Here is an 18093-nt window from a genome sequence, read left to right on the forward strand (position 1 = left end):
TCATTGCCTCCTATTACAGTGTGTAAGCTTCGGGCTTCTGGGCGGCGTTGTTGTGCTCGGCGCCCTTGTAGACGCGCAGGCGCTTCAGCGCGGCGGCGCCCAGGGTGTTGCCGGGCAGCATGCCCTTCACGGCCAGCATCATGGCCTTATCGGATTTCTCGGCCATCAGCGTGCGGTACTGCACGGCTTTCATGCCGCCGATCCAGCCGCTGTGGTGGTAGTAATACTTCTTGTCCAGCTTGCTGCCGGTAAGGACAGCCTGGTCGCAGTTGATGATGATCACATGGTCGCCGCAATCGACATTGGGCGTGAAGGTGACCTTATTTTTGCCGCGGAGCAGCACGGCGGCAGTGGCGGCGGTGCGGCCCAGGGGCTTGCCGGCGGCATCGATGATGTACCACTTGCGTTCCACGGTGCCGGGTTTAGCAAGAGTTGTGCTCATGGTGTTTTCCTCCTAATAGTCTCTACAAACAATCGAAAGGCCCGTGCAAACAGGCGCAAGATTGATTATAGCGGATGCCCGGCGCCGCGTCAACCCCTTTTTTGCATTTTTTTGATTTAGAAAGCGAGCGCTTTAAAATGCTCTGTTTTGCTCTTGAATGCTCTTGAATGCTCACGTGCTGTTTTTATAAAAATTTGCCCGCTTTTTGTTTACTCTGCCCACGAAAATGTTATACTGGAAGAAGCGGATAAGGCGGCATGCCATAAAGATAAAGGAAGGCCGGTGGATACGATGGAATTTGAACGGCGCTGCTGGGCCGAGGTGGACCTCGGCGCGCTGCGGCACAACTTTAAGCTGGTGCGGGAAAGGGCCGGGGATGCGGCGGTGATGGCCGTGGTAAAGGCCGATGCATACGGCCACGGCGACGCGGTGGTGGCCCCGCTTCTGGAGCAGGAGGGCGCGGACCAGTTTGCGGTGTCCGGCTTTGGCGAGGCGGTGTGCCTGCGCCGGGCGGGCGTTACGAAGCCCATCCTGATCCTGGGTTATACCGGCGTGCAGAACGCGGCCGCGCTGGCCGTGGGCGGCATCAGCCAGACGGTGTTCTCGCTGGAATATGCGCGGGCGCTTTCGGAGGCCGCGCTGCGTGCGGGCGTGGCGGTGCGCGTGCATTTGAAAGTAGACACGGGCATGGGCCGCATCGGCTTTACGGCGGACGACGATATGGAGCGTGCCGTGGCGGAGATGGCCGAGGCCTGTGCGCTGCCGGGGCTTGTGCCCGTGGGTGTCTTTACGCATTTCGCCGCGGCGGACAGCACCGCGCCGGAGGATATCGCCTATACGCGCCGCCAGTACGATATTTTGTGCGCGGCAGTGGAGGAGATGGCCGCCCGGGGCTGTACCTTTGCGGTGAAGCATTGCTGCAATTCGGCGGGTACCTTCGCCTGGCCGGAGTTCCATCTGGACATGGTGCGGCCGGGCATCATCCTGTACGGCGAACAGCCCTCGGCTGATACGGTGCTGCCCGGGCTTGTGCCCGCGCTGCGCCTGCGCGCGGCGGTATCCATGGTGAAGGAACTGGCGGCGGGCGACGCCGTCAGCTACGGCTGCACCTTCCGCGCGCCAAAGCCCATGCGCGCGGCCACGCTGGCCGTGGGCTACGCGGACGGTTATCCGCGGGCGCTGTCGGGCCGGGGCACGGTCTCGCTGCACGGCAGGCCGGCGCGGGTGTTGGGCCGGGTGTGTATGGACCAGATCGTTGTGGACGTGACAGACATCCCGGACGTGAAGGCCGGGGATGCGGCTATTGTGTTCGGCGGCGGCGCGGCGGACAGCGTAGACGACGTGGCCCGCATGACGGGCACCATCAATTATGAAGTGCTGTGCGACGTGGGGCGCCGCGTGCAGCGCGTATATGTGGAAAACGGCGCAGAAGTGGAATTGGTGGACTATCTGAAAGGGGAATAGACGATGCGGGAGCTGCTTGTTGTGATTGACTACCAGAACGATTTTGTAACGGGCGCGCTGGGCAACCCGGCCGCCGCCGCGCTGGAGCCGGGCATTGCCGCGCGGGTGGCCGCGCAGTTGGAAAGGGGCGGCCGCGTGCTGTTTACCCGGGATACCCACGGCACGGATTACCTGAACACGCGGGAGGGCCGCTTTCTTCCCGTGGCGCACTGCATTAAGGGCAGCCAGGGCTGGGGCCTGTACGGCTCATTGTCGCAGTATGAGACGGGCGTACGGGACGGCGTGTCCATTGTGGACAAGCCCACATTCGGCTGCGCGGCGCTGCCAGCCGAGGCAGAGGCGCTGTGCGGCGGCGCGCCGGACAGCATTGAGATCTGCGGCGTGGTGACGGACATTTGTGTGGTGAGCAACGCCGTTTTGCTGCATTCGGCCTTTCTGAATGCCCGCGTGGCGGTATTGAAGGACCTGTGCGCCGCCGCCACGCCCGAGGGGCACGCCCGTGCGCTGGCCCTGCTGGCGGGTATGGGGTATGAGATTGTGTGACAAAGCGCCCGGGGCGCAATGAAGAAAACAGGAAAGCGCGGACGCTTCGATGCGTCCGCGCTTTTGTTTTGTGTAAAACGGCTCAGGAATATTTTTTCACAACGGCGGCCATCTCGTCCCAGCGGGCCTCCATGTCGCGCACCAGCTTGAACTGGGTGCGGCAGCGGTCCAGGTTCTGTCCGTCCCGGTGGATCTTGAAGTAGGTGTCGCCCTCCAGATAGTCCGTCAGGAAGCGGATGCCGCACTCCAGCGTCATCAGCTTCGCGCCCCAGGGCAGGTACTCCTTCTCTGCGTCCGTCAGCGTGCCGGCCGCGCCCTCGAGAAAGCCCTTGGTGTAAATATCAAACAGCGGAAGGTCGAAATTCACCTTGGAAAGATCGCGCTCGTCCTCGGCGGAATGGTTCGCGCCGAAGCGGATGGAATCGCCGAAATCATTGATGGACAGGCCCGGCATCACGGTGTCCAGGTCAATGACGCAGATGCCCTCGCCGGTATCCTTGTCGATGAGGATGTTATTGAGTTTGGTGTCGTTGTGCGTCACGCGCAGGGGCAGCCTGCCGGCGCGCAGCGCCTCCAGCGCCACGCTGCAATCCGCCGCATGGGCCTTTACGAACGCGATCTCCGGCGCGCAGTCCTTCGCGCGGCCCAGCTTGTCCGCAGCCAGCGCCTTTTCAAAATTGGCGAGGCGGTTTTCAGTGTCGTGGAATTTTTCAATGGTCTCGAACAGGGTATCGGCGGGATAATCCTTCAGCATGCGTTGGAAATTGCCGAACGCCTTGGCGGAAGCATAGAACAGCTCCGGCGTTTCTGCTTTCTGCAGGCACAGCGTATTTTCCACAAAGGGATACACGCGCCATGCGCCGCCCTCGCTGTCGGTGAAATATGCCGCGCCGTTTTTGGTGCGCAGCACCGTCATGGTTTCCCGCGCCGCGTCGCCGCCGTCTTTCTCAATGAGATCGCGCAGATAGTCCGTCACGCCCACGATGTTTTGCATGAGCTGGTCCGGGTGCTTGAATGCGGCGGCGCTCATGCGCTGGAGGATGTAGCGCACGCAGTCGCCTTCTGCCGTCTGGGTGTATACGCAGAACGTGTCGTTGATATGGCCCTGGCCGAAGCGCGCCGCGCCTACGACCTCGCCCGCGAACGCATAGGCGGCAAGCACTTCGGAGAGCGTGTTTTCAGCGGGATTTGCCATGCTTACACCTCCCACAGATTGTCGGGGTACAGGCCCTGCGCCGTTTTTTCGGCAATGGCCGCCACCACCACGGGCTTATCTTCTTTGTAGGTCACGCCGTACCACTTGTCGCGGCTGTGCAGTACCTTCACCTGCGCCTTCTCCTCGGCGATGAGCTGGCTCACCACGCTGGGGAGGAAGTACTCACCCTTAAGGGGGTTCGTTTTCAGCGCGTTGTCCAGAAACGCCGCAAAGCGGGCCCCGGTCTCGGCCAGAAAGCTCCGGGTAAAGCCCCACATGTTCATGGATACGATGGTGTCGCCGGGCAGGTCCGTCCAAGTGGCGCCGTCATCCTCCGTGAAGCGCGCGCCTGCTGCGGTTTTTTCGATGTGGGTGCGCTCGGTGACGCTGTCCAGATAGCCCTCCGCATTCGTCACGCAGATGCCGCGGGCTACGTGGCCGTTTTCGGTTACCGTGTTCTCCAGCAGATAGCCGACCATGGCGTATTCATATTTGCCGTCCCGGTCCGGGTTGGCGAGCAGGTAATCGTAGATCTTCTGGAACGCCTCGGGGCCGTAATAGTCGTCGGCGTTGATCACGGCGAACGGGCCGTCGATGACGTCCCGGGCCGACAGGATGGCGTGGCTGGTGCCCCAGGGCTTGACGCGGCCTTCGGGCACGGCGTAGCCGGCGGGCAGGTCGTCCAGCTGCTGGAACGCATAGCGCACGTCCATCACTTTGGACAGGCGGTCGCCGATGGCGGCCTTGAAGTCGGCCTCGATCTCGTGCTTGATGATGAACACCACGGTCTCGAAGCCCGCGCGGCGGGCGTCGAAGATGGAATAGTCGATGATGAGCTGGCCGTGGCCGCCCACCGGGTCGATCTGCTTGAGGCCGCCGTAGCGGCTGCCCATGCCGGCGGCCATAACAACGAGTACAGGTTTGTTCATTGCGTTATTCTCCTTTTTGCTCCGATTCTTGTATCCAAGGGCGAGCGCGGCTCAGCCCTTGTAGCCGTTGGGGTTCATGCTCTGCCATTTCCAGCTGGAGGCACACATCTCTTCAATGCCGTACTCGGCCGTCCAGCCCAGCTCGTCCCGGGCCTTGGCGGGGTCCGCGTAGCATTCGGCAATGTCGCCGGGGCGGCGCGGGTCGATGACATAGGGCAGGTCCTTGCCGCAGGCCTTGCTGTATGCTTTGATGACGTCCAGCACGCTGTAGCCCTTGCCCGTGCCCAGGTTGCAGATGAACAGGCCGCAGTTCGAAGCCAGCTTTTTCAGCGCCGCCACATGGCCGCGGGCCAGGTCCACCACATGGATATAATCGCGCACGCCGGTGCCGTCGGGCGTGGGGTAATCGTTGCCAAACACATGCACCTTTTCCAGCGTGCCCACGGCCACCTTGGCGATGTAGGGCACCAGATTGTTGGGGATGCCGTTGGGGTCCTCGCCGATGAGGCCGCTTTCATGAGCGCCGATGGGGTTGAAATAGCGCAGCAGGGCCACATTCATCGTGGGGTCCGCCTTGCAGTAATCCTTTAAAATCTGCTCCATCATCACCTTGGTGGTGCCGTAGGGGTTGGTGGTGGCGCCGGTGGGGAAGTCCTCGGTGATGGGCACGCTGGCCGGGTCTCCGTAAACCGTGGCGGAGGACGAGAACACAAAGTTTTTTACATTGTATTTGCGCATGGCGTTCAGCACCGTCAGCGTGCAGCCCAGGTTGTTGGTGTAATATTCCAGCGGCTTTTGAACGCTTTCACCCACGGCCTTGTATGCCGCGAAATGGATGACGGCGTCGATCTCCGGATGGGAGGCGAACAGCGCGTCCACGGCCTCGCCGTCGCACAGGTCCACATTGACGAAGGGGACCTTTTTGCCGCTGATCTGTTCCACGCGGCGCAGGGCCTCCTCGCAGGAATTGTACAGATTGTCGGCCACGATGATCTCATAACCCGCTTTCATCAGCTCGATGCAGGTGTGGCTGCCGATGTATCCGGCGCCCCCGTTTACCAAAATCGCCATAGTTGCCAGCTCCTTTTCTGTTTTGTTTTTCACGCGTTGCTTTTGTGCTGCCCGGAACACTCTTCATTGCTTTTCATTGTAGCCGCTCCGGGCAGCGTGTTAAATAGATTTTTTAATACAATATTTGCACAATTGAACTATGCAAGGCCGCAGGAATCCCGAATATTTGCACAAACGTCCACGATGGCGAAAAACTCATTCCGTACGGTTTTTGGTGGCCAGAATTTTGACGCTGGAGGCGTATTCGCTGGGCGTCATGCCCGTAACCTTTTTGAAATGGCGGGAGAAATAGTGGATGGAGTTATAGCCCAGCAGCGCGGCGATCTCGGTGAAATTGTGCGTGCCCTCCCGGATCATGCGCTTGGCCGCGTCGATCTTCAGCGTGCCGAAGTATTCCATTGCGCCGCCGCCCGTCTTTTCCCGGAAGATTTTTTGCAGATAGCTGCGGCCCACCAGATTGTCCCGGCAGATATCCGAGAGCGTCAGGCGTTTTGCGATGTTGTCCTCCAGATATTGGCTCACACGGTCGATGAATTCCTGCTGTGTGCGTTCCCGGATGAGGCTGGTGGGCTTTGCGGCGGCCGCGGCCTCGTCCGCGCCGCGGCGGATGAAGCCGATGAGCAGCTGCTCGATGCTGCTTCCGATGAGCTGCTCGGCGCCGAAGGGCGCATCCTCCCGCCGGGCCAGCTGCATGGTCTGCGGGTCGTTGAGCGGCGTGGAGAATGCGGCCTCGCCCTCCTCCACGATGCGCGCCAGCAGGGCGCGGCCGGAATCGCCCACGCTCAATACTCTGTTTTCAAAAAAACGCATGGCCTCGCCGTGGCAGACAAAACCCACCACAACAAGATTGGGCGCCACCACACCGTTGGCCGAGAGCGCGTGGAACTCGCCCGGTTTATGGAAAATGATCTGCCCTTTCTTCAAATGCTGCACCACGTCCCCGGCGCGCACATCCAGCTCACCCTTGTCCACATACAAAAATTCCCAGAAATCGTGGCACTCCCCTTCAAAATAGTAATTGCTGGAATATTCAAAATAATGCACGGAGACGATATCGTCCACCGCCAGCGGCCGCTGCAGCCGTATGGCCTCGTAGCCCATGCCAGTATTCCGCCTTTCTGTCAGACTGTTACATTATAATCTATTAAAGCATATACGGACGATTGTGTAAAGATAAATGAACAAAAGTACAACTGTTGTTATTCCGGATGTCCCTCCCGCGCGGCCCGCTGCCGCTTCCGGTATTCCATAGGGCTGATGCCTTCCAGCTTACGGAAACTCTGGGAGAAGTAACTGGGGGAGGAAAAACCCAGCATGTGGGAGATCTGGGACAGGGAGTGATTGGTGTCCGCCAGCAGGTAGCGGCTTTCCTCGATGCGCCGTCCGATCAGATAATTGATGGGCGACACGCCGTATTCTTTGCTGAAGGAGTGGACAAGATAGTATTTGTTCACATGCGTCAGTTCCGCCAGCTGGTCCAGAGAAATATTTTCTTTAAAATTGCTGTCGATGTACCGCCGGGCCTCGGCGCATTCCTTGCTGGACTGTTGGGCGGGCGTGACCGTGAGGGAAAAATCCGTGTGGCGCATCAGCTTAACGACCAGAACCTCCAGAAGATCCTGGCAGACGACTTCGTAACCTGCGGATTTCTGCTCGATCTCCCGCAGCATGCCCCGCAGATAGGGCAGAATATCCTCGCGTCCGCTGTGGAAGTTGAATGCGCTGTACCGCCTGTCACCGTTTTCGTCCGCGGCGAATTCCATGCCCTCAACGCCCAGCACGATATATTCCAGCGGGCTGGCGTTCAGGCTTACCTCCGTGTGCTCCACATTGGGGTTGACGATGACAAGGTCGTCCGGAGAGACGGGAATCAGCTTTTCCGCCACTTTGAACTGCCCCATGCCGCCAACCACATAGAAAAGCTCGGTGCAGGCGTGGGTATGCATCAGGCTGTGCCAGTCGCCCCCGTATTTGGCGGTGCTCACGTACAGCAGTTTGGTGACGTCCCGGTCCACAGGGCTGACGCCGGGGGTGTTTACCTCGTATCGTTTGTTGCTCATGACGGTTTTCCCAACTTTCTTTCGTGCGCCGCATGCAGAAACGGCCAAGTATAAATTTTCGCAAGATTATTTTATAAATATTGCTTTTGCTTAAGCAAAGTTGCTGCCGTTAACCATTATAATACTTTTGGGAACCGGGCGCAAATATTTTGCGCGAAAGCCATAAAGCGCTGTTTGTGAAAAAATAATCTGCAATTGAACACATTCGGAAAGATGAACAAACACAAAAAGCTTGTTTTGTGGATACTGTGCATAAAAATTACAAAAGTAAGTCAAAATTAATATCGCAGATGATAAAAAGACAAGATAAATAAAAAATGGAGCAAGAATATTGTTGAATGCGAAAAGGGAAAAGATATACTAAAGGGGACGGATGCACCGGGCGCAAGGCCCGGCGCAAACAAACGCGAACAAGATTTTCAGGAGGTAAACTATGAAAAAGCTACTTAGCATTATGCTGGTGCTCACCATGGCGCTCACCCTGCTCGCCGGCTGCGGCGGCTCCGGCTCGTCTTCGGCGCCGGCGGCAAGCTCCGGCTCCACGGCTGGCAGCTCTTCGGCGCCCGCTGAGCAGACGCTGAAGGTGGCCGCCATCGAGACGGCCTATGGCAGCGACATGTGGAAAGAAGTGTGCGCGGCGTTTGAGGCTGCCAACCCCGGCGTTACGGTTGAACTGACGACCGACAAGAAGCTGGAGGATGTTATCGGTCCGAGTATGAAGGCCGGCGATTATCCCGACGTCATCCATCTGGCCACGGGCCGCGAGGCGGCTTTGACCGAAACGTTCATTAAAGACAACGGCATTCTGGACATTACCGATGTGCTGGACATGACGGTGCCCGGTGAGGACGTCAAGGTGAAGGATAAAATTGCGGGTGGCTTCACGGATTCCTCCCTGACCAATCCGTATGGCGACGGCAAAACGTATCTGGCGCCCATGTTCTACAGCCCCTGCGGCCTGTTCTATAACGCCGGCCTGCTGGAAGAAAAGGGCTGGGAAGTGCCCGCCACCTGGGATGAGATGTGGGAGCTGGGCGACAAGGCGAAGGCCGAAGGCATCAGCCTGTTTACCTACCCCACCACCGGTTACTTCGACGCTTTCTTCTACGCTCTGATGTACACGGCGGGCGGCCCCGAGTTCTTCGACAAGGCCACGCGTTATGAAGAAGGCATCTGGGACACCGAGGAGGCCAAGACCTGCTTCGACATTGTTGCCAAGCTGGCCGAGTACACCGAGCCTACCACCCCGGCCAATGCCAACGACGACAACTTTACAAAGAACCAGCAGCTTGTGCTGGACAATAAGGCCATCTTTATGCCCAACGGCACCTGGATCGTGGGCGAGATGGCGGAAGCGCCCCGCGCCGATGGCTTTAAATGGGGCTTCACGGCCCTGCCCGCTGTGAAAGAGGGCGGCGACCGTTACAGCTACACCTGGTTCGAGCAGGCCTGGATCCCGGCGGCAGCCGAGCATCAGGACCTTGCCAAGCAGTTCATCGCCTACCTGTACAGCGACGAAGCCGCGGCCATCTTTGCCAAGGCGGGCGCCATCCAGCCCATCGTGGGCCTGGCGGAAACGCTGGAGGGCGACAACAAGATGTTCTATTCCATTTATGACAACGGCGCGAAGGCCGCACTGGGCAGCTTTGCCGCCACTGAGGCCATCGAGGGCCTCGATACCCGCAGCGTCTGGTTCGACCCCGTCAACAGCCTTGTGACGGGCGACAAGACCGAGCAGGATTGGATCGACGGCGTGAAAGCCGCCAGCGATCAGCTGCGCGCGGCGCTGAAATAAGCGCTCGGAAACAGAACGATTTGTAAGTACGTGAAAGTAACGGTGAGTAGAGAAACCTGCTCACCGTTACTTTTTGAAGCGGACGCGGGAGCGTCCGGCATCATGGAGAAAGGAAGATGCGCGCATGGATAAGCAGAAAGGGCGCGGACGGTTTGTATTCCTCTGCCTGGCCCCGGCCGTGATCCTGTTCACGGTGTTCATGGTGATCCCCACCATCAACGTGTTCCGCATGTCGCTTTATAAATGGGGCGGATATTCCGCCAACCAGGAATTTGTCGGCCTGGACAATTTCAAGAAGCTGTTTGCGGACCCTAAATTTTACCAGTCCTTCCAGAATACGATCCTGCTGATCGTCATTGTCACCATCATTACATTTGCGTTCGCCCTGGTATTTGCGGCGATCCTCTCGCGGGAAAAGATCAAGGGGCAGAATTTCTTCCGCGTGATCTTCTACATCCCGAATATCCTGTCTGTGGTCGTTATCAGCGCCATTTTCAGCGCCATTTATGACCCGAACAACGGTATGCTCAACAGCCTGATCGCCCTGTTCCGTGAACCCGGCGAGGTGCCTACGCTGTGGCTGGGCAACCAGCAGCTCGTGATTTACAGCATTGCCATCGCGCTGGTCTGGCAGGCCATTGGCTACTACATGGTGATGTATATGGCCAGCATGGCCAGTATTCCCGAGAGCATTTACGAAAGCGTCAACCTGGACGGCGCGGGCCGTGTCAAAACATTTTTTTCCATCACGATCCCGCTGGTGTGGACAAACATCCGAACGACGCTCACGTTTTTCATCATCAGTACCATCAACCTGTCGTTCCTGTTCGTCAAGGCGATGACCAGCGGCGGGCCGGACGGCGCCAGCGAGGTCATCCTGAGCTATATGTATAAGCAGGCGTACACCAACTCGAGCTACGGCTACGGTATGGCCATCGGCGCTGTGGTGTTCATCTTTTCGTTCGCGCTTTCCGCCATCGTCAACAAGGTGACGAAGCGCGAGCCGCTGGAATTTTAAGGAGGGGACGGTATGAACAAAGACATCAAATTGAAAAAAAGCTCCTCCGGAGATACGCTGTATCGTGTGTTCATTTACGTGGCTCTCATTACACTGGCCGTCACAATCATCGTTCCCGTGGCGTGGGTGTTCATGGCATCCGTCAAGCAGAACAGCGAGTTTTACGGCAACCCCTGGACGCTGCCTGCCGGGTTCTACTGGCAGAACTTTGTGGATGCCTGGACAAAGGCACGCATGGGCGAATACATGCTCAATTCCGTCGTTGTCACGGCGCTTGCGCTGGGTATCCTGCTTATCGTTGCGCTGCCCGCCGCATATGTGCTCTCCCGCTTTAATTTTCGCGGCAGGGGCTTTTTCAACACGGCGTTCATGGGCGGCCTGTTCATCAATGTCAACTATATCGTCGTGCCGATCTTCCTGATGTTTGTGGACGGCGATAAAATGCTGCGCAAGGTGTTCGGCACAGGCTTTTTCCTGAACAATATTTTCGTGCTGGCGCTGGTATATGCGGCTACGGCGCTGCCGTTCACCATCTATCTGTTGTCCGGCTATTTTGCTACGCTGCCCAAGGCGTATGAAGAAGCCGCTTATGTGGACGGCGCGGGTTACGGCAGGACCATGCTGCGCATTATCATGCCCATGGCTCAGCCCAGCATCATTACCGTCATTCTGTTCAACTTTCTCTCGTTCTGGAACGAGTACATCATTGCCATGACGATGCTCACGGACCCCAACGGCGGCAAAACGCTGCCCGTGGGCCTGATGAACCTGATGCGCGCACAGAATGCGGCGGCGCAGTACGGGCAGATGTATGCGGGCCTTGTGCTTGTGATGCTGCCTACATTGATCCTATATATCTGCGTACAGAAGAAACTTACCCAGGGCATGACGCTCGGCGGCCTGAAGGGCTGAGCGGCGGCCACAGCCAGAGAGGAGAAACGAATATGGATTTTCTCAGGGAAAACAAAGCGCTGCGCTTTATTTTGGCGCTGGCGGTGTTTGCGCTGTGCCTGTGGCTCGTTGTCAGCGGGCAGCAGCTCACGGGTACGCCCGGCGGGCTTTTGCGCATGCTGGCCGGTCTGGCCGGTCTTCTGGGGCTGCTGTTTCTGTACAACAAACCCTTCGCGGGTTAGCATGCAGCCTTACATCGATTGACGAGGAGAAAAGCAATGAGTGAAACAAAACGCAAAGGGCGCGTGACGATCCCAACAGACGTGGATGTGGTGCCCGAGACGCTGGAGATCCTGGAGCGCTGGGGCGCAGACGCCATCCGGGACTGTGACGGAACGGATTACCCCGAGGCGCTGAAAAGCGTGGACGCGAAGGTGTATTCCACCTATTACACGACCCGAAAGGACAATGCCTGGGCCAAGGCAAACCCGGACGAGGTGCAGCAGTGCTACATCATGACGGGCTTTCATACAGCCGTGGCCGATTCGCTTTCCATCCCGCTGATGCAGGGCATCAGCCCGGAGCTGATGGCCGTGAACACCCGAGACGACATCAAGCGCTGGTGGGAGGTCGTGGACCGCACCGCCGGCCGCGTGGTGCCCCCGCAGGACTGGAGTTATGACGAAAAGAGCGGGAACGTAACAGTACATGCTGTAGAAAGATTTCACGAATATACGGTGAGTTTTCTTGCGTATCTGATCTGGGACCCGGTGCACATGTACAACGCCGTCACCAACGGCTGGAAAAACTTCGAGCACCAGATCACCTTTGACGTGCGCCAGCCCAAGACCCGCAGGTACACGATGGAGCGCCTGCGCAAATTTATCGCGGAGCACCCGTATGTGAACGTCATCCGCTACACCACGTTCTTCCACCAGTTCACGCTGGTGTTCGATGAGCTGCAGCGAGAAAAATACGTGGACTGGTACGGTTATTCTGCCAGCGTGTCTCCGTATATTCTGGAGCAGTTCGAGCGGGAGGCTGGCTACAAATTCCGGCCCGAATTCATCATCGACCAGGGTTATTACAACAACCAGTACCGCGTGCCCTCGAATGAATTCAAGGACTTCCAGGCGTTCCAGCGGCGCGAGGTGGCAAAACTGGCCAGGGAAATGGTGGACATCACCCACGAGCTGGGCAAGGAAGCCATGATGTTTCTGGGCGACCACTGGATCGGCACCGAGCCGTTCATGGAGGAGTTCAAAAGCATTGGCCTGGACGCCGTGGTGGGCAGCGTGGGCAATGGCAGCACGCTACGCCTTATCAGCGATATTCCGGGCGTGAAATATACCGAGGGCCGCTTTTTGCCTTACTTCTTCCCGGACACCTTCCACGAGGGCGGCGACCCTGTGCGGGAGGCCAAGGAAAACTGGGTGACGGCGCGGCGCGCCATCCTGCGCAAGCCCATCGACCGCATCGGTTACGGCGGATACCTGAAGCTGGCCTGTGCGTTCCCGGAATTCATCGATTATGTGGAGAGCGTGTGCAATGAGTTCCGCGAGCTGTACGACAACATCAAGGGCACGACGCCATACTGTGTAAAAACCGTGGCGGTGCTGAACTGCTGGGGCAAAATGCGCGCCTGGGGCTGCCATATGGTGCACCACGCGCTGTACCAGAAGCAGAATTACAGCTATGCGGGCGTAATTGAGGCGCTTTCGGGCGCGCCGTTCGACGTGCGGTTCATCAGCTTTGACGACCTGCGCGCGGACGCCCATGTGCTGGACGGCGTGGACGTGCTCATCAATGTGGGCGACGGCGACACGGCCCACACCGGCGGCGGCGAATGGGAGAACCCGGCCGTGGCGGCCGCTGTGCGCGGCTTCGTGTACAATGGCGGCGGCATCGTCGGCGTGGGCGAACCATCGGGCCACCAGTACGAGGGACATTATCTGCAGCTGGCCGGCGTACTGGGCGTGGAGAAGGAAACGGGCTTCACGCTGGGCTACGACAAATACAACTGGGACGAGCATCCCGGCCACTTCATTCTGGAGGACTGCACGAAGCCGGTGGATTTCGGCGAGGGAAAAAAGGGCATCTACGCGCTGCCGGACACGGAGATCCTGGTGCAGCGGGAAAAAGAGGTGCAGATGGCCGTGCATGCGTTTGGCAAGGGCCGGGCGGTGTACATCAGCGGCCTGCCGTACAGCTTTGAAAACAGCCGCGTTTTGTACCGCAGCATCCTGTGGAGCGCCCACGATGAAGAAAGCCTGCACAAGTGGTTCAGCAGCAACTTCAACGTGGAGGTACACGCCTATGTGAAGAACGGCAAGTACTGCGTTGTGAACAACACCTACGAGCCGCAGAGCACCGTTGTTTACAAGGGCGACGGCACAAGCTTTGCGCTGGATATGGCGGCCAACGAGATCAAATGGTACGAGATATGATGCCGCCGCTGTGACGGCATGAGGGCAGGGCGCTCCGCCGCGGCGAAAGGCCGCGGCGCGGGCGCCCCGTTTTTGAATGAACGCGGCGCTTCCCCGCGCGTGCCGCTGTGCGGAACGCGCCCGCGGCCCGGATTGCACGATCGTACAATCCCTATGGAAAATGTGTGAATACGATGTAAATCTTTTGTCTTTTCGGCTCATTTTCCGTAAAACAGCTTGAGCTTTTTTTAACAAAGAGGTATAATAAATCCAAATCGCATTTTATTGGAAAGCGGGGGCAGGCCCCGCGATGCGAAAGGAAGCGCGGGCCATGGGCGCGCGTTTCAAAACAGAGGGAATTACATTAAAGAAAGGTGATTTGATTATGGCATTGACAAGCAACCAGCATGTTCTGGACTGGGTCAAAGAGATGGAAGAGCTCATGACCCCGGACAAAACCATCTGGATCGACGGTTCGGAAGGCCAGCTGCGCGCCCTGCGTGAGCAGGCGTTCGCCACGGGCGAGCTGACGGAGCTGAACCAGGAGGAGCTGCCCGGCTGCGTGCTGCACCATACCGCGAAAAACGACGTGGCCCGCGTGGAGGACCGCACGTTCATCTGCACCTCCAACAAGGCGGACGACTGCATGATGGTCAACTGGATGGACCCCAACGAAATGAAGGCCAAGCTGCTGCCCCTGTACAAAAATGTGATGGCGGGCCGCACCATGTACGTTATTCCTTACTGCATGGGCCCCATCGGCAGCCCGTTCTCCAAGGTCGGCGTTGAAGTGACCGACTCCATCTACGTTGTGCTGAACATGGATATCATGACCCGCGTGGGTGTGAAGGCCCTGCGTCAGCTGGGCGATTCCAACGATTTCGTGCGCGGCCAGCATGCCCGTGCGGACATCGACCCGGAGAACCGCTACATCGTCCAGTTCCCCGAGGACAACGCCATCTGGTCCATCAACTCCGGCTACGGCGGAAACGTGCTGCTGGGCAAAAAATGCTTCGCACTGCGCATCGCCAGCTACCAGGGCTACAAGGAAGGCTGGATGGCCGAGCACATGCTGATCCTCGGCATCGAGGACCCGCAGGGCAACGTGGACTACATCACCGCCGCGTTCCCCTCTGCCTGCGGCAAAACCAACCTGGCCATGCTCATCCCGCCCGAAGTGTATGCCAAGCAGGGCTACAAGGTGTGGACGGTGGGCGACGATATCGCCTGGATGCACATTGGCGACGACGGCCGCCTGTATGCCATCAACCCGGAGAACGGCTTCTTCGGCGTGGCTCCCGGCACCAACGAGAAATCCAACCCCAACGCCCTGCACACCACGATGAAGGGCACCATTTTCACCAACGTTGCGCATAACCTGGAGAACAACACCGTGTGGTGGGAAGGTCTGGACAAGAACCCGCCTGAGGATGTTCAGGAGTGGACGGGCCTGGCCGTGGACGGCAAGGAGTACATTGCAAACGGCGGCAAGCTGGCCCACCCCAACAGCCGCTTCACCGCTCCGGCCGCGAACTGCCCCTGCCTGTCCAAGGAGTTCAACAACCCCAACGGCGTACCTGTCACCGCGATGGTGTTCGGCGGCCGCCGCGCCAAGACGGCTCCGCTGGTCTACCAGTCCTTCAGCTGGGCGCACGGCGTGTATGTCGGCTCTGCCATGGCTTCTGAGACAACTGCCGCCGCTGCCGGCGCTGTGGGCGTTGTCCGCCGCGATCCGATGGCCATGCGTCCGTTCTTCGGCTACAATGTGGGCGATTACTTCGCGCACTGGCTGGAGATGGGCAAGAAGCTGGGCGACAAGGCGCCGAAGATCTTCAACGTCAACTGGTTCCGCACCGACGACGAAGGCCACTTTATTTGGCCGGGCTTCGGCGACAACATGCGCGTGCTGATGTGGATTCTGAAGCGCTGCAAGGGCGAGGCTGAGGCTGTTGAGACGGCCATCGGCTACGAGCCCAAGCCCGAGGATATCGACATCACCGGTCTGGACGGCGTCACCGTTGACACCATCAAGGGCCTGCTGGATGTGGATAAGGAGCTGTGGCTGGAAGACGTGAAGGGTGTTGAGGAACTGTACGCCCAAATCGGCGACCATGTTCCCGCCGAGCTGCACGCCGAGGCTGCCGCCCTGCGCGAGCGCCTTTCCAAATAATTCCCTCTGTTTTCAAACGCCCCCGCTGCAAAAGCAGCGGGGGCGTTTTTGTGCTTGGAAAAATTTTTGAAAACCATTGACATATATAGGACATCGATATATACTAAACAATAGAATATATAGATAATCTATATAAATGACCGCCGTGCACAGCACGGGGCAAAAGGGAGGAATTTACATGGCGGCGGGAAAAAACCTTGTGCCGGGCTCGGCCCAGATGCTGCTGCTGCGCCTGCTGGCGGAGCGGGACATGTATGGGTATCAGATGATCGAGGAGCTGGCACAGCGCTCCAACGATACATTCGCGCTGAAGGCGGGGACGCTGTATCCCATTCTGCATGCGCTGGAGGCGGACGGCAGCATTGAAAGCTATGAACAGCCGGGCGGCGCGGCCACAGCAGGCAAGCCGCGGCGCTACTACCGTATCACCAGGGCCGGGCGTGGTGCGCTGGAGGCGCAGCAAACGGAGTGGCGCCGGGTGTCCCGGGCGATCAACGCTGTGTTGGAAACAATGGATGCTCGCGCAGGGGTGGTGCTGTAATGGGACAGACGCGAAAGGAATGGCTGCAGACCGTCACAGCCCAGCTGCGCTGCCGCCGTGCGGTGCCGGGTGTGGAGCGGGAGCTGGAGAATCATCTCAGCGAACAGTATAACGCCTTTGTGGCTCAAGGCTGCGCGCCGGAAGAAGCCGAGCACAGGACGGTGGAGAGCATGGGAGACCCGGTGCTGGCAGGCGGCGCGCTGGACCGCGTGCACAGGCCCCGCCCGGCCTGGGGACCGTTTTTTATGGTGGCGGCGCTGTTGCTGGCGGGTGCGCTGCTGCGTTTTTTCTGGAGCGTGCCCGTTTCGGCACAAGGCGTGTACCTGTGGCGCGAGGGCGCGTACCAAAGCCTGGCCGCCGCCTTGGCGGGAATTGCTGTGCTTGCGGCGGTATATTTCTGTATGGATGTGTCCCTGTTGGCACGCTGGACAAAGGCGCTCTATATCGGGCTGGCGGCCGTTTCGGCTTATGGTTTTCTGGCCGGATATACCCTGATGAACGGGCGGCGTCTTTGGACTGTTTGGGGTGTATCTTACGACGCCACTCATTTCAGCATGATTTTTATTCCCATTTACGCGGCCGTGGTGTACCGGCAGCGCGGCCGCGGCTGGGCGGGGCTGCTGGTCAGCGGTTTTGCCATTGTGCCGGGGCTCTGGCTGTGTATCATGGTGCCGCATCTGGCCGCGGCGTGTGTGCTGGGGCTTGCGGGGCTTGCCGTGTGTCTGGTATGCTGCGCAGGCGATTGGTATGGGCTTGGCGGAAAGAAAAGCTTTGCGGTTGTGCTGGGCGTGACAGCGGGCTCTCTTGTGGTGACATTTTTGCTGGTGCTGCTGTTGATGCCGGGTCTGGCCGGGAGCCTTCAGCGGCATCTGGAGGTGCTGCTTGCACCGGATGCAAATGCAGCGGGCGCGGGCTATTGGATGAACGCCCTGCGGCGCATGTGGGACGGGATGCGGTGGCTTGGCCCCGGAGACGGCAGTTTGCCGCTCGGGGAAAAAGCGGCGCTCGGCACCGTGGGAGAATTTGCAGGGAAGGCGGTGCGGGAGCTGCGCGCCGATTACCTGCTGGCTTACGCGGGCTGGCGGTACGGTATTGCCTGCGCCGCAGCGCTGGCCGCAGCTGTCGCGGGCGCGCTGGCATGGCTGTGGCGCACGGCCCTGCGCACCCGCAGCAGCATCGGGCGGCTGTGCGCGGTGGGCTGCTGTGCACTGCTCACGATGCACGGCGTGCTCAACCTGCTCTCCTGTCTGGGCTGGAGTTCCGCGAGAGGGATGCTGCCCTTTTTAGACGGCGGCTGGACGGGTGTAATGCAGGCGGGGCTTGCAGGGCTTTTGCTCTCGGCCTTCCGGCTGGACGACGTGCTGCGCGAGCCGCAGGGAACGTGCGCGCCCAAAGCGCCCGCCCGCCTGGTTCCCGCGGGCCGCTTTGCGTACAGCGACGGCACGCTGCACATCCGGCTTCGGTGAACGGTAAAGTTTTTCTGCGGGCCGTCCCCGGCCCGCAGCCATCGGGATAAACTTTTTTATTGCGGAGAAATCAAAAACCGCA

Annotated in this window: 16 protein-coding genes; 10 read left to right on the forward strand and 6 right to left on the reverse strand. The window is 59.2% G+C overall.

Annotated features, from left to right (window positions below):
* Window positions 1–13: 13 nt before the first annotated feature.
* The gene (gene rplM, locus IIY41_RS08915) at window positions 14–442 is read right to left on the reverse strand and encodes a 50S ribosomal protein L13 (RefSeq protein WP_009322021.1); all 429 of its coding nucleotides are present in this window, start codon (window positions 440–442) and stop codon (window positions 14–16) included.
* Between the two features lie 291 nt (window positions 443–733).
* Here rplM and alr point away from each other — a divergent pair, with 291 nt between their 5' ends.
* Window positions 734–1906, forward strand: a complete 1173-nt coding sequence (gene alr / locus IIY41_RS08920) for an alanine racemase (protein WP_009322022.1) — start codon at window positions 734–736, stop codon at window positions 1904–1906.
* Window positions 1907–1909: 3 nt separating this feature from the next.
* Window positions 1910–2449, forward strand: a complete 540-nt coding sequence (locus IIY41_RS08925) for a cysteine hydrolase family protein (protein ID WP_050005729.1) — start codon at window positions 1910–1912, stop codon at window positions 2447–2449.
* An 82-nt stretch (window positions 2450–2531) separates the two neighbouring features.
* On the opposite strand, the gene IIY41_RS08930 is transcribed toward IIY41_RS08925, so the two are convergent.
* The 5 genes from IIY41_RS08930 to IIY41_RS08950 all read right to left on the reverse strand — a co-directional run bounded on the left by IIY41_RS08930 (window position 2532) and on the right by IIY41_RS08950 (window position 7704).
* Window positions 2532–3644, reverse strand: a complete 1113-nt coding sequence (locus IIY41_RS08930; protein ID WP_050005728.1) for a phosphotransferase enzyme family protein — start codon at window positions 3642–3644, stop codon at window positions 2532–2534.
* A gap of 2 nt (window positions 3645–3646) precedes the next feature.
* Window positions 3647–4573, reverse strand: coding sequence for a nucleotidyltransferase family protein (locus tag IIY41_RS08935; protein WP_055079527.1), 927 nt, complete (start codon window positions 4571–4573; stop codon window positions 3647–3649).
* A gap of 51 nt (window positions 4574–4624) precedes the next feature.
* Window positions 4625–5644, reverse strand: a complete 1020-nt coding sequence (galE, locus tag IIY41_RS08940; protein WP_050005727.1) for a UDP-glucose 4-epimerase GalE — start codon at window positions 5642–5644, stop codon at window positions 4625–4627.
* Window positions 5645–5839: 195 nt separating this feature from the next.
* Window positions 5840–6745 (reverse strand): AraC family transcriptional regulator, encoded by a 906-nt coding sequence (locus IIY41_RS08945; protein ID WP_117472765.1) that lies wholly within the window; start codon window positions 6743–6745, stop codon window positions 5840–5842.
* Between the two features lie 98 nt (window positions 6746–6843).
* The gene (locus IIY41_RS08950; protein ID WP_009322028.1) at window positions 6844–7704 is read right to left on the reverse strand and encodes a helix-turn-helix domain-containing protein; all 861 of its coding nucleotides are present in this window, start codon (window positions 7702–7704) and stop codon (window positions 6844–6846) included.
* A 433-nt stretch (window positions 7705–8137) separates the two neighbouring features.
* Here IIY41_RS08950 and IIY41_RS08955 point away from each other — a divergent pair, with 433 nt between their 5' ends.
* The 8 genes from IIY41_RS08955 (at window position 8138) to IIY41_RS08990 (ending at window position 18011) form a co-directional block, all read left to right on the forward strand.
* Window positions 8138–9499 (forward strand): carbohydrate ABC transporter substrate-binding protein, encoded by a 1362-nt coding sequence (locus IIY41_RS08955; protein ID WP_117460484.1) that lies wholly within the window; start codon window positions 8138–8140, stop codon window positions 9497–9499.
* A gap of 124 nt (window positions 9500–9623) precedes the next feature.
* On the forward strand, window positions 9624–10517 hold the full coding sequence (locus IIY41_RS08960; protein ID WP_009322030.1) for a carbohydrate ABC transporter permease: 894 nt from the start codon (window positions 9624–9626) through the stop codon (window positions 10515–10517).
* A 12-nt stretch (window positions 10518–10529) separates the two neighbouring features.
* A complete protein-coding gene (locus IIY41_RS08965) occupies window positions 10530–11429 on the forward strand; it encodes a carbohydrate ABC transporter permease (protein ID WP_009322031.1) in 900 nt (299 codons plus the stop codon).
* A 32-nt stretch (window positions 11430–11461) separates the two neighbouring features.
* Window positions 11462–11650 carry a DUF6903 family protein gene (locus IIY41_RS08970; RefSeq protein ID WP_009322032.1) on the forward strand — a complete coding sequence of 63 codons (189 nt, stop codon included), beginning with the start codon at window positions 11462–11464 and terminating at the stop codon, window positions 11648–11650.
* Between the two features lie 36 nt (window positions 11651–11686).
* Complete coding sequence (gene gnpA, locus IIY41_RS08975) at window positions 11687–13855, forward strand: 1,3-beta-galactosyl-N-acetylhexosamine phosphorylase (RefSeq protein WP_009322033.1); 2169 nt, start codon at window positions 11687–11689, stop codon at window positions 13853–13855.
* 364 nt (window positions 13856–14219) lie between these two features.
* The gene (locus IIY41_RS08980; RefSeq protein WP_172615916.1) at window positions 14220–16004 is read left to right on the forward strand and encodes a phosphoenolpyruvate carboxykinase (GTP); all 1785 of its coding nucleotides are present in this window, start codon (window positions 14220–14222) and stop codon (window positions 16002–16004) included.
* A 178-nt stretch (window positions 16005–16182) separates the two neighbouring features.
* Window positions 16183–16545, forward strand: coding sequence for a PadR family transcriptional regulator (locus IIY41_RS08985; RefSeq protein ID WP_050005723.1), 363 nt, complete (start codon window positions 16183–16185; stop codon window positions 16543–16545).
* The gene (locus IIY41_RS08990; protein WP_123158295.1) at window positions 16545–18011 is read left to right on the forward strand and encodes a permease prefix domain 1-containing protein; all 1467 of its coding nucleotides are present in this window, start codon (window positions 16545–16547) and stop codon (window positions 18009–18011) included. The genes IIY41_RS08985 and IIY41_RS08990 overlap by 1 nt, the downstream gene beginning before the upstream one ends.
* Window positions 18012–18093: the final 82 nt, after the last annotated feature.

The organism is Ruthenibacterium sp. (assembly GCF_017421385.1).
GTDB lineage: Bacteria > Bacillota > Clostridia > Oscillospirales > Ruminococcaceae > Ruthenibacterium > Ruthenibacterium lactatiformans.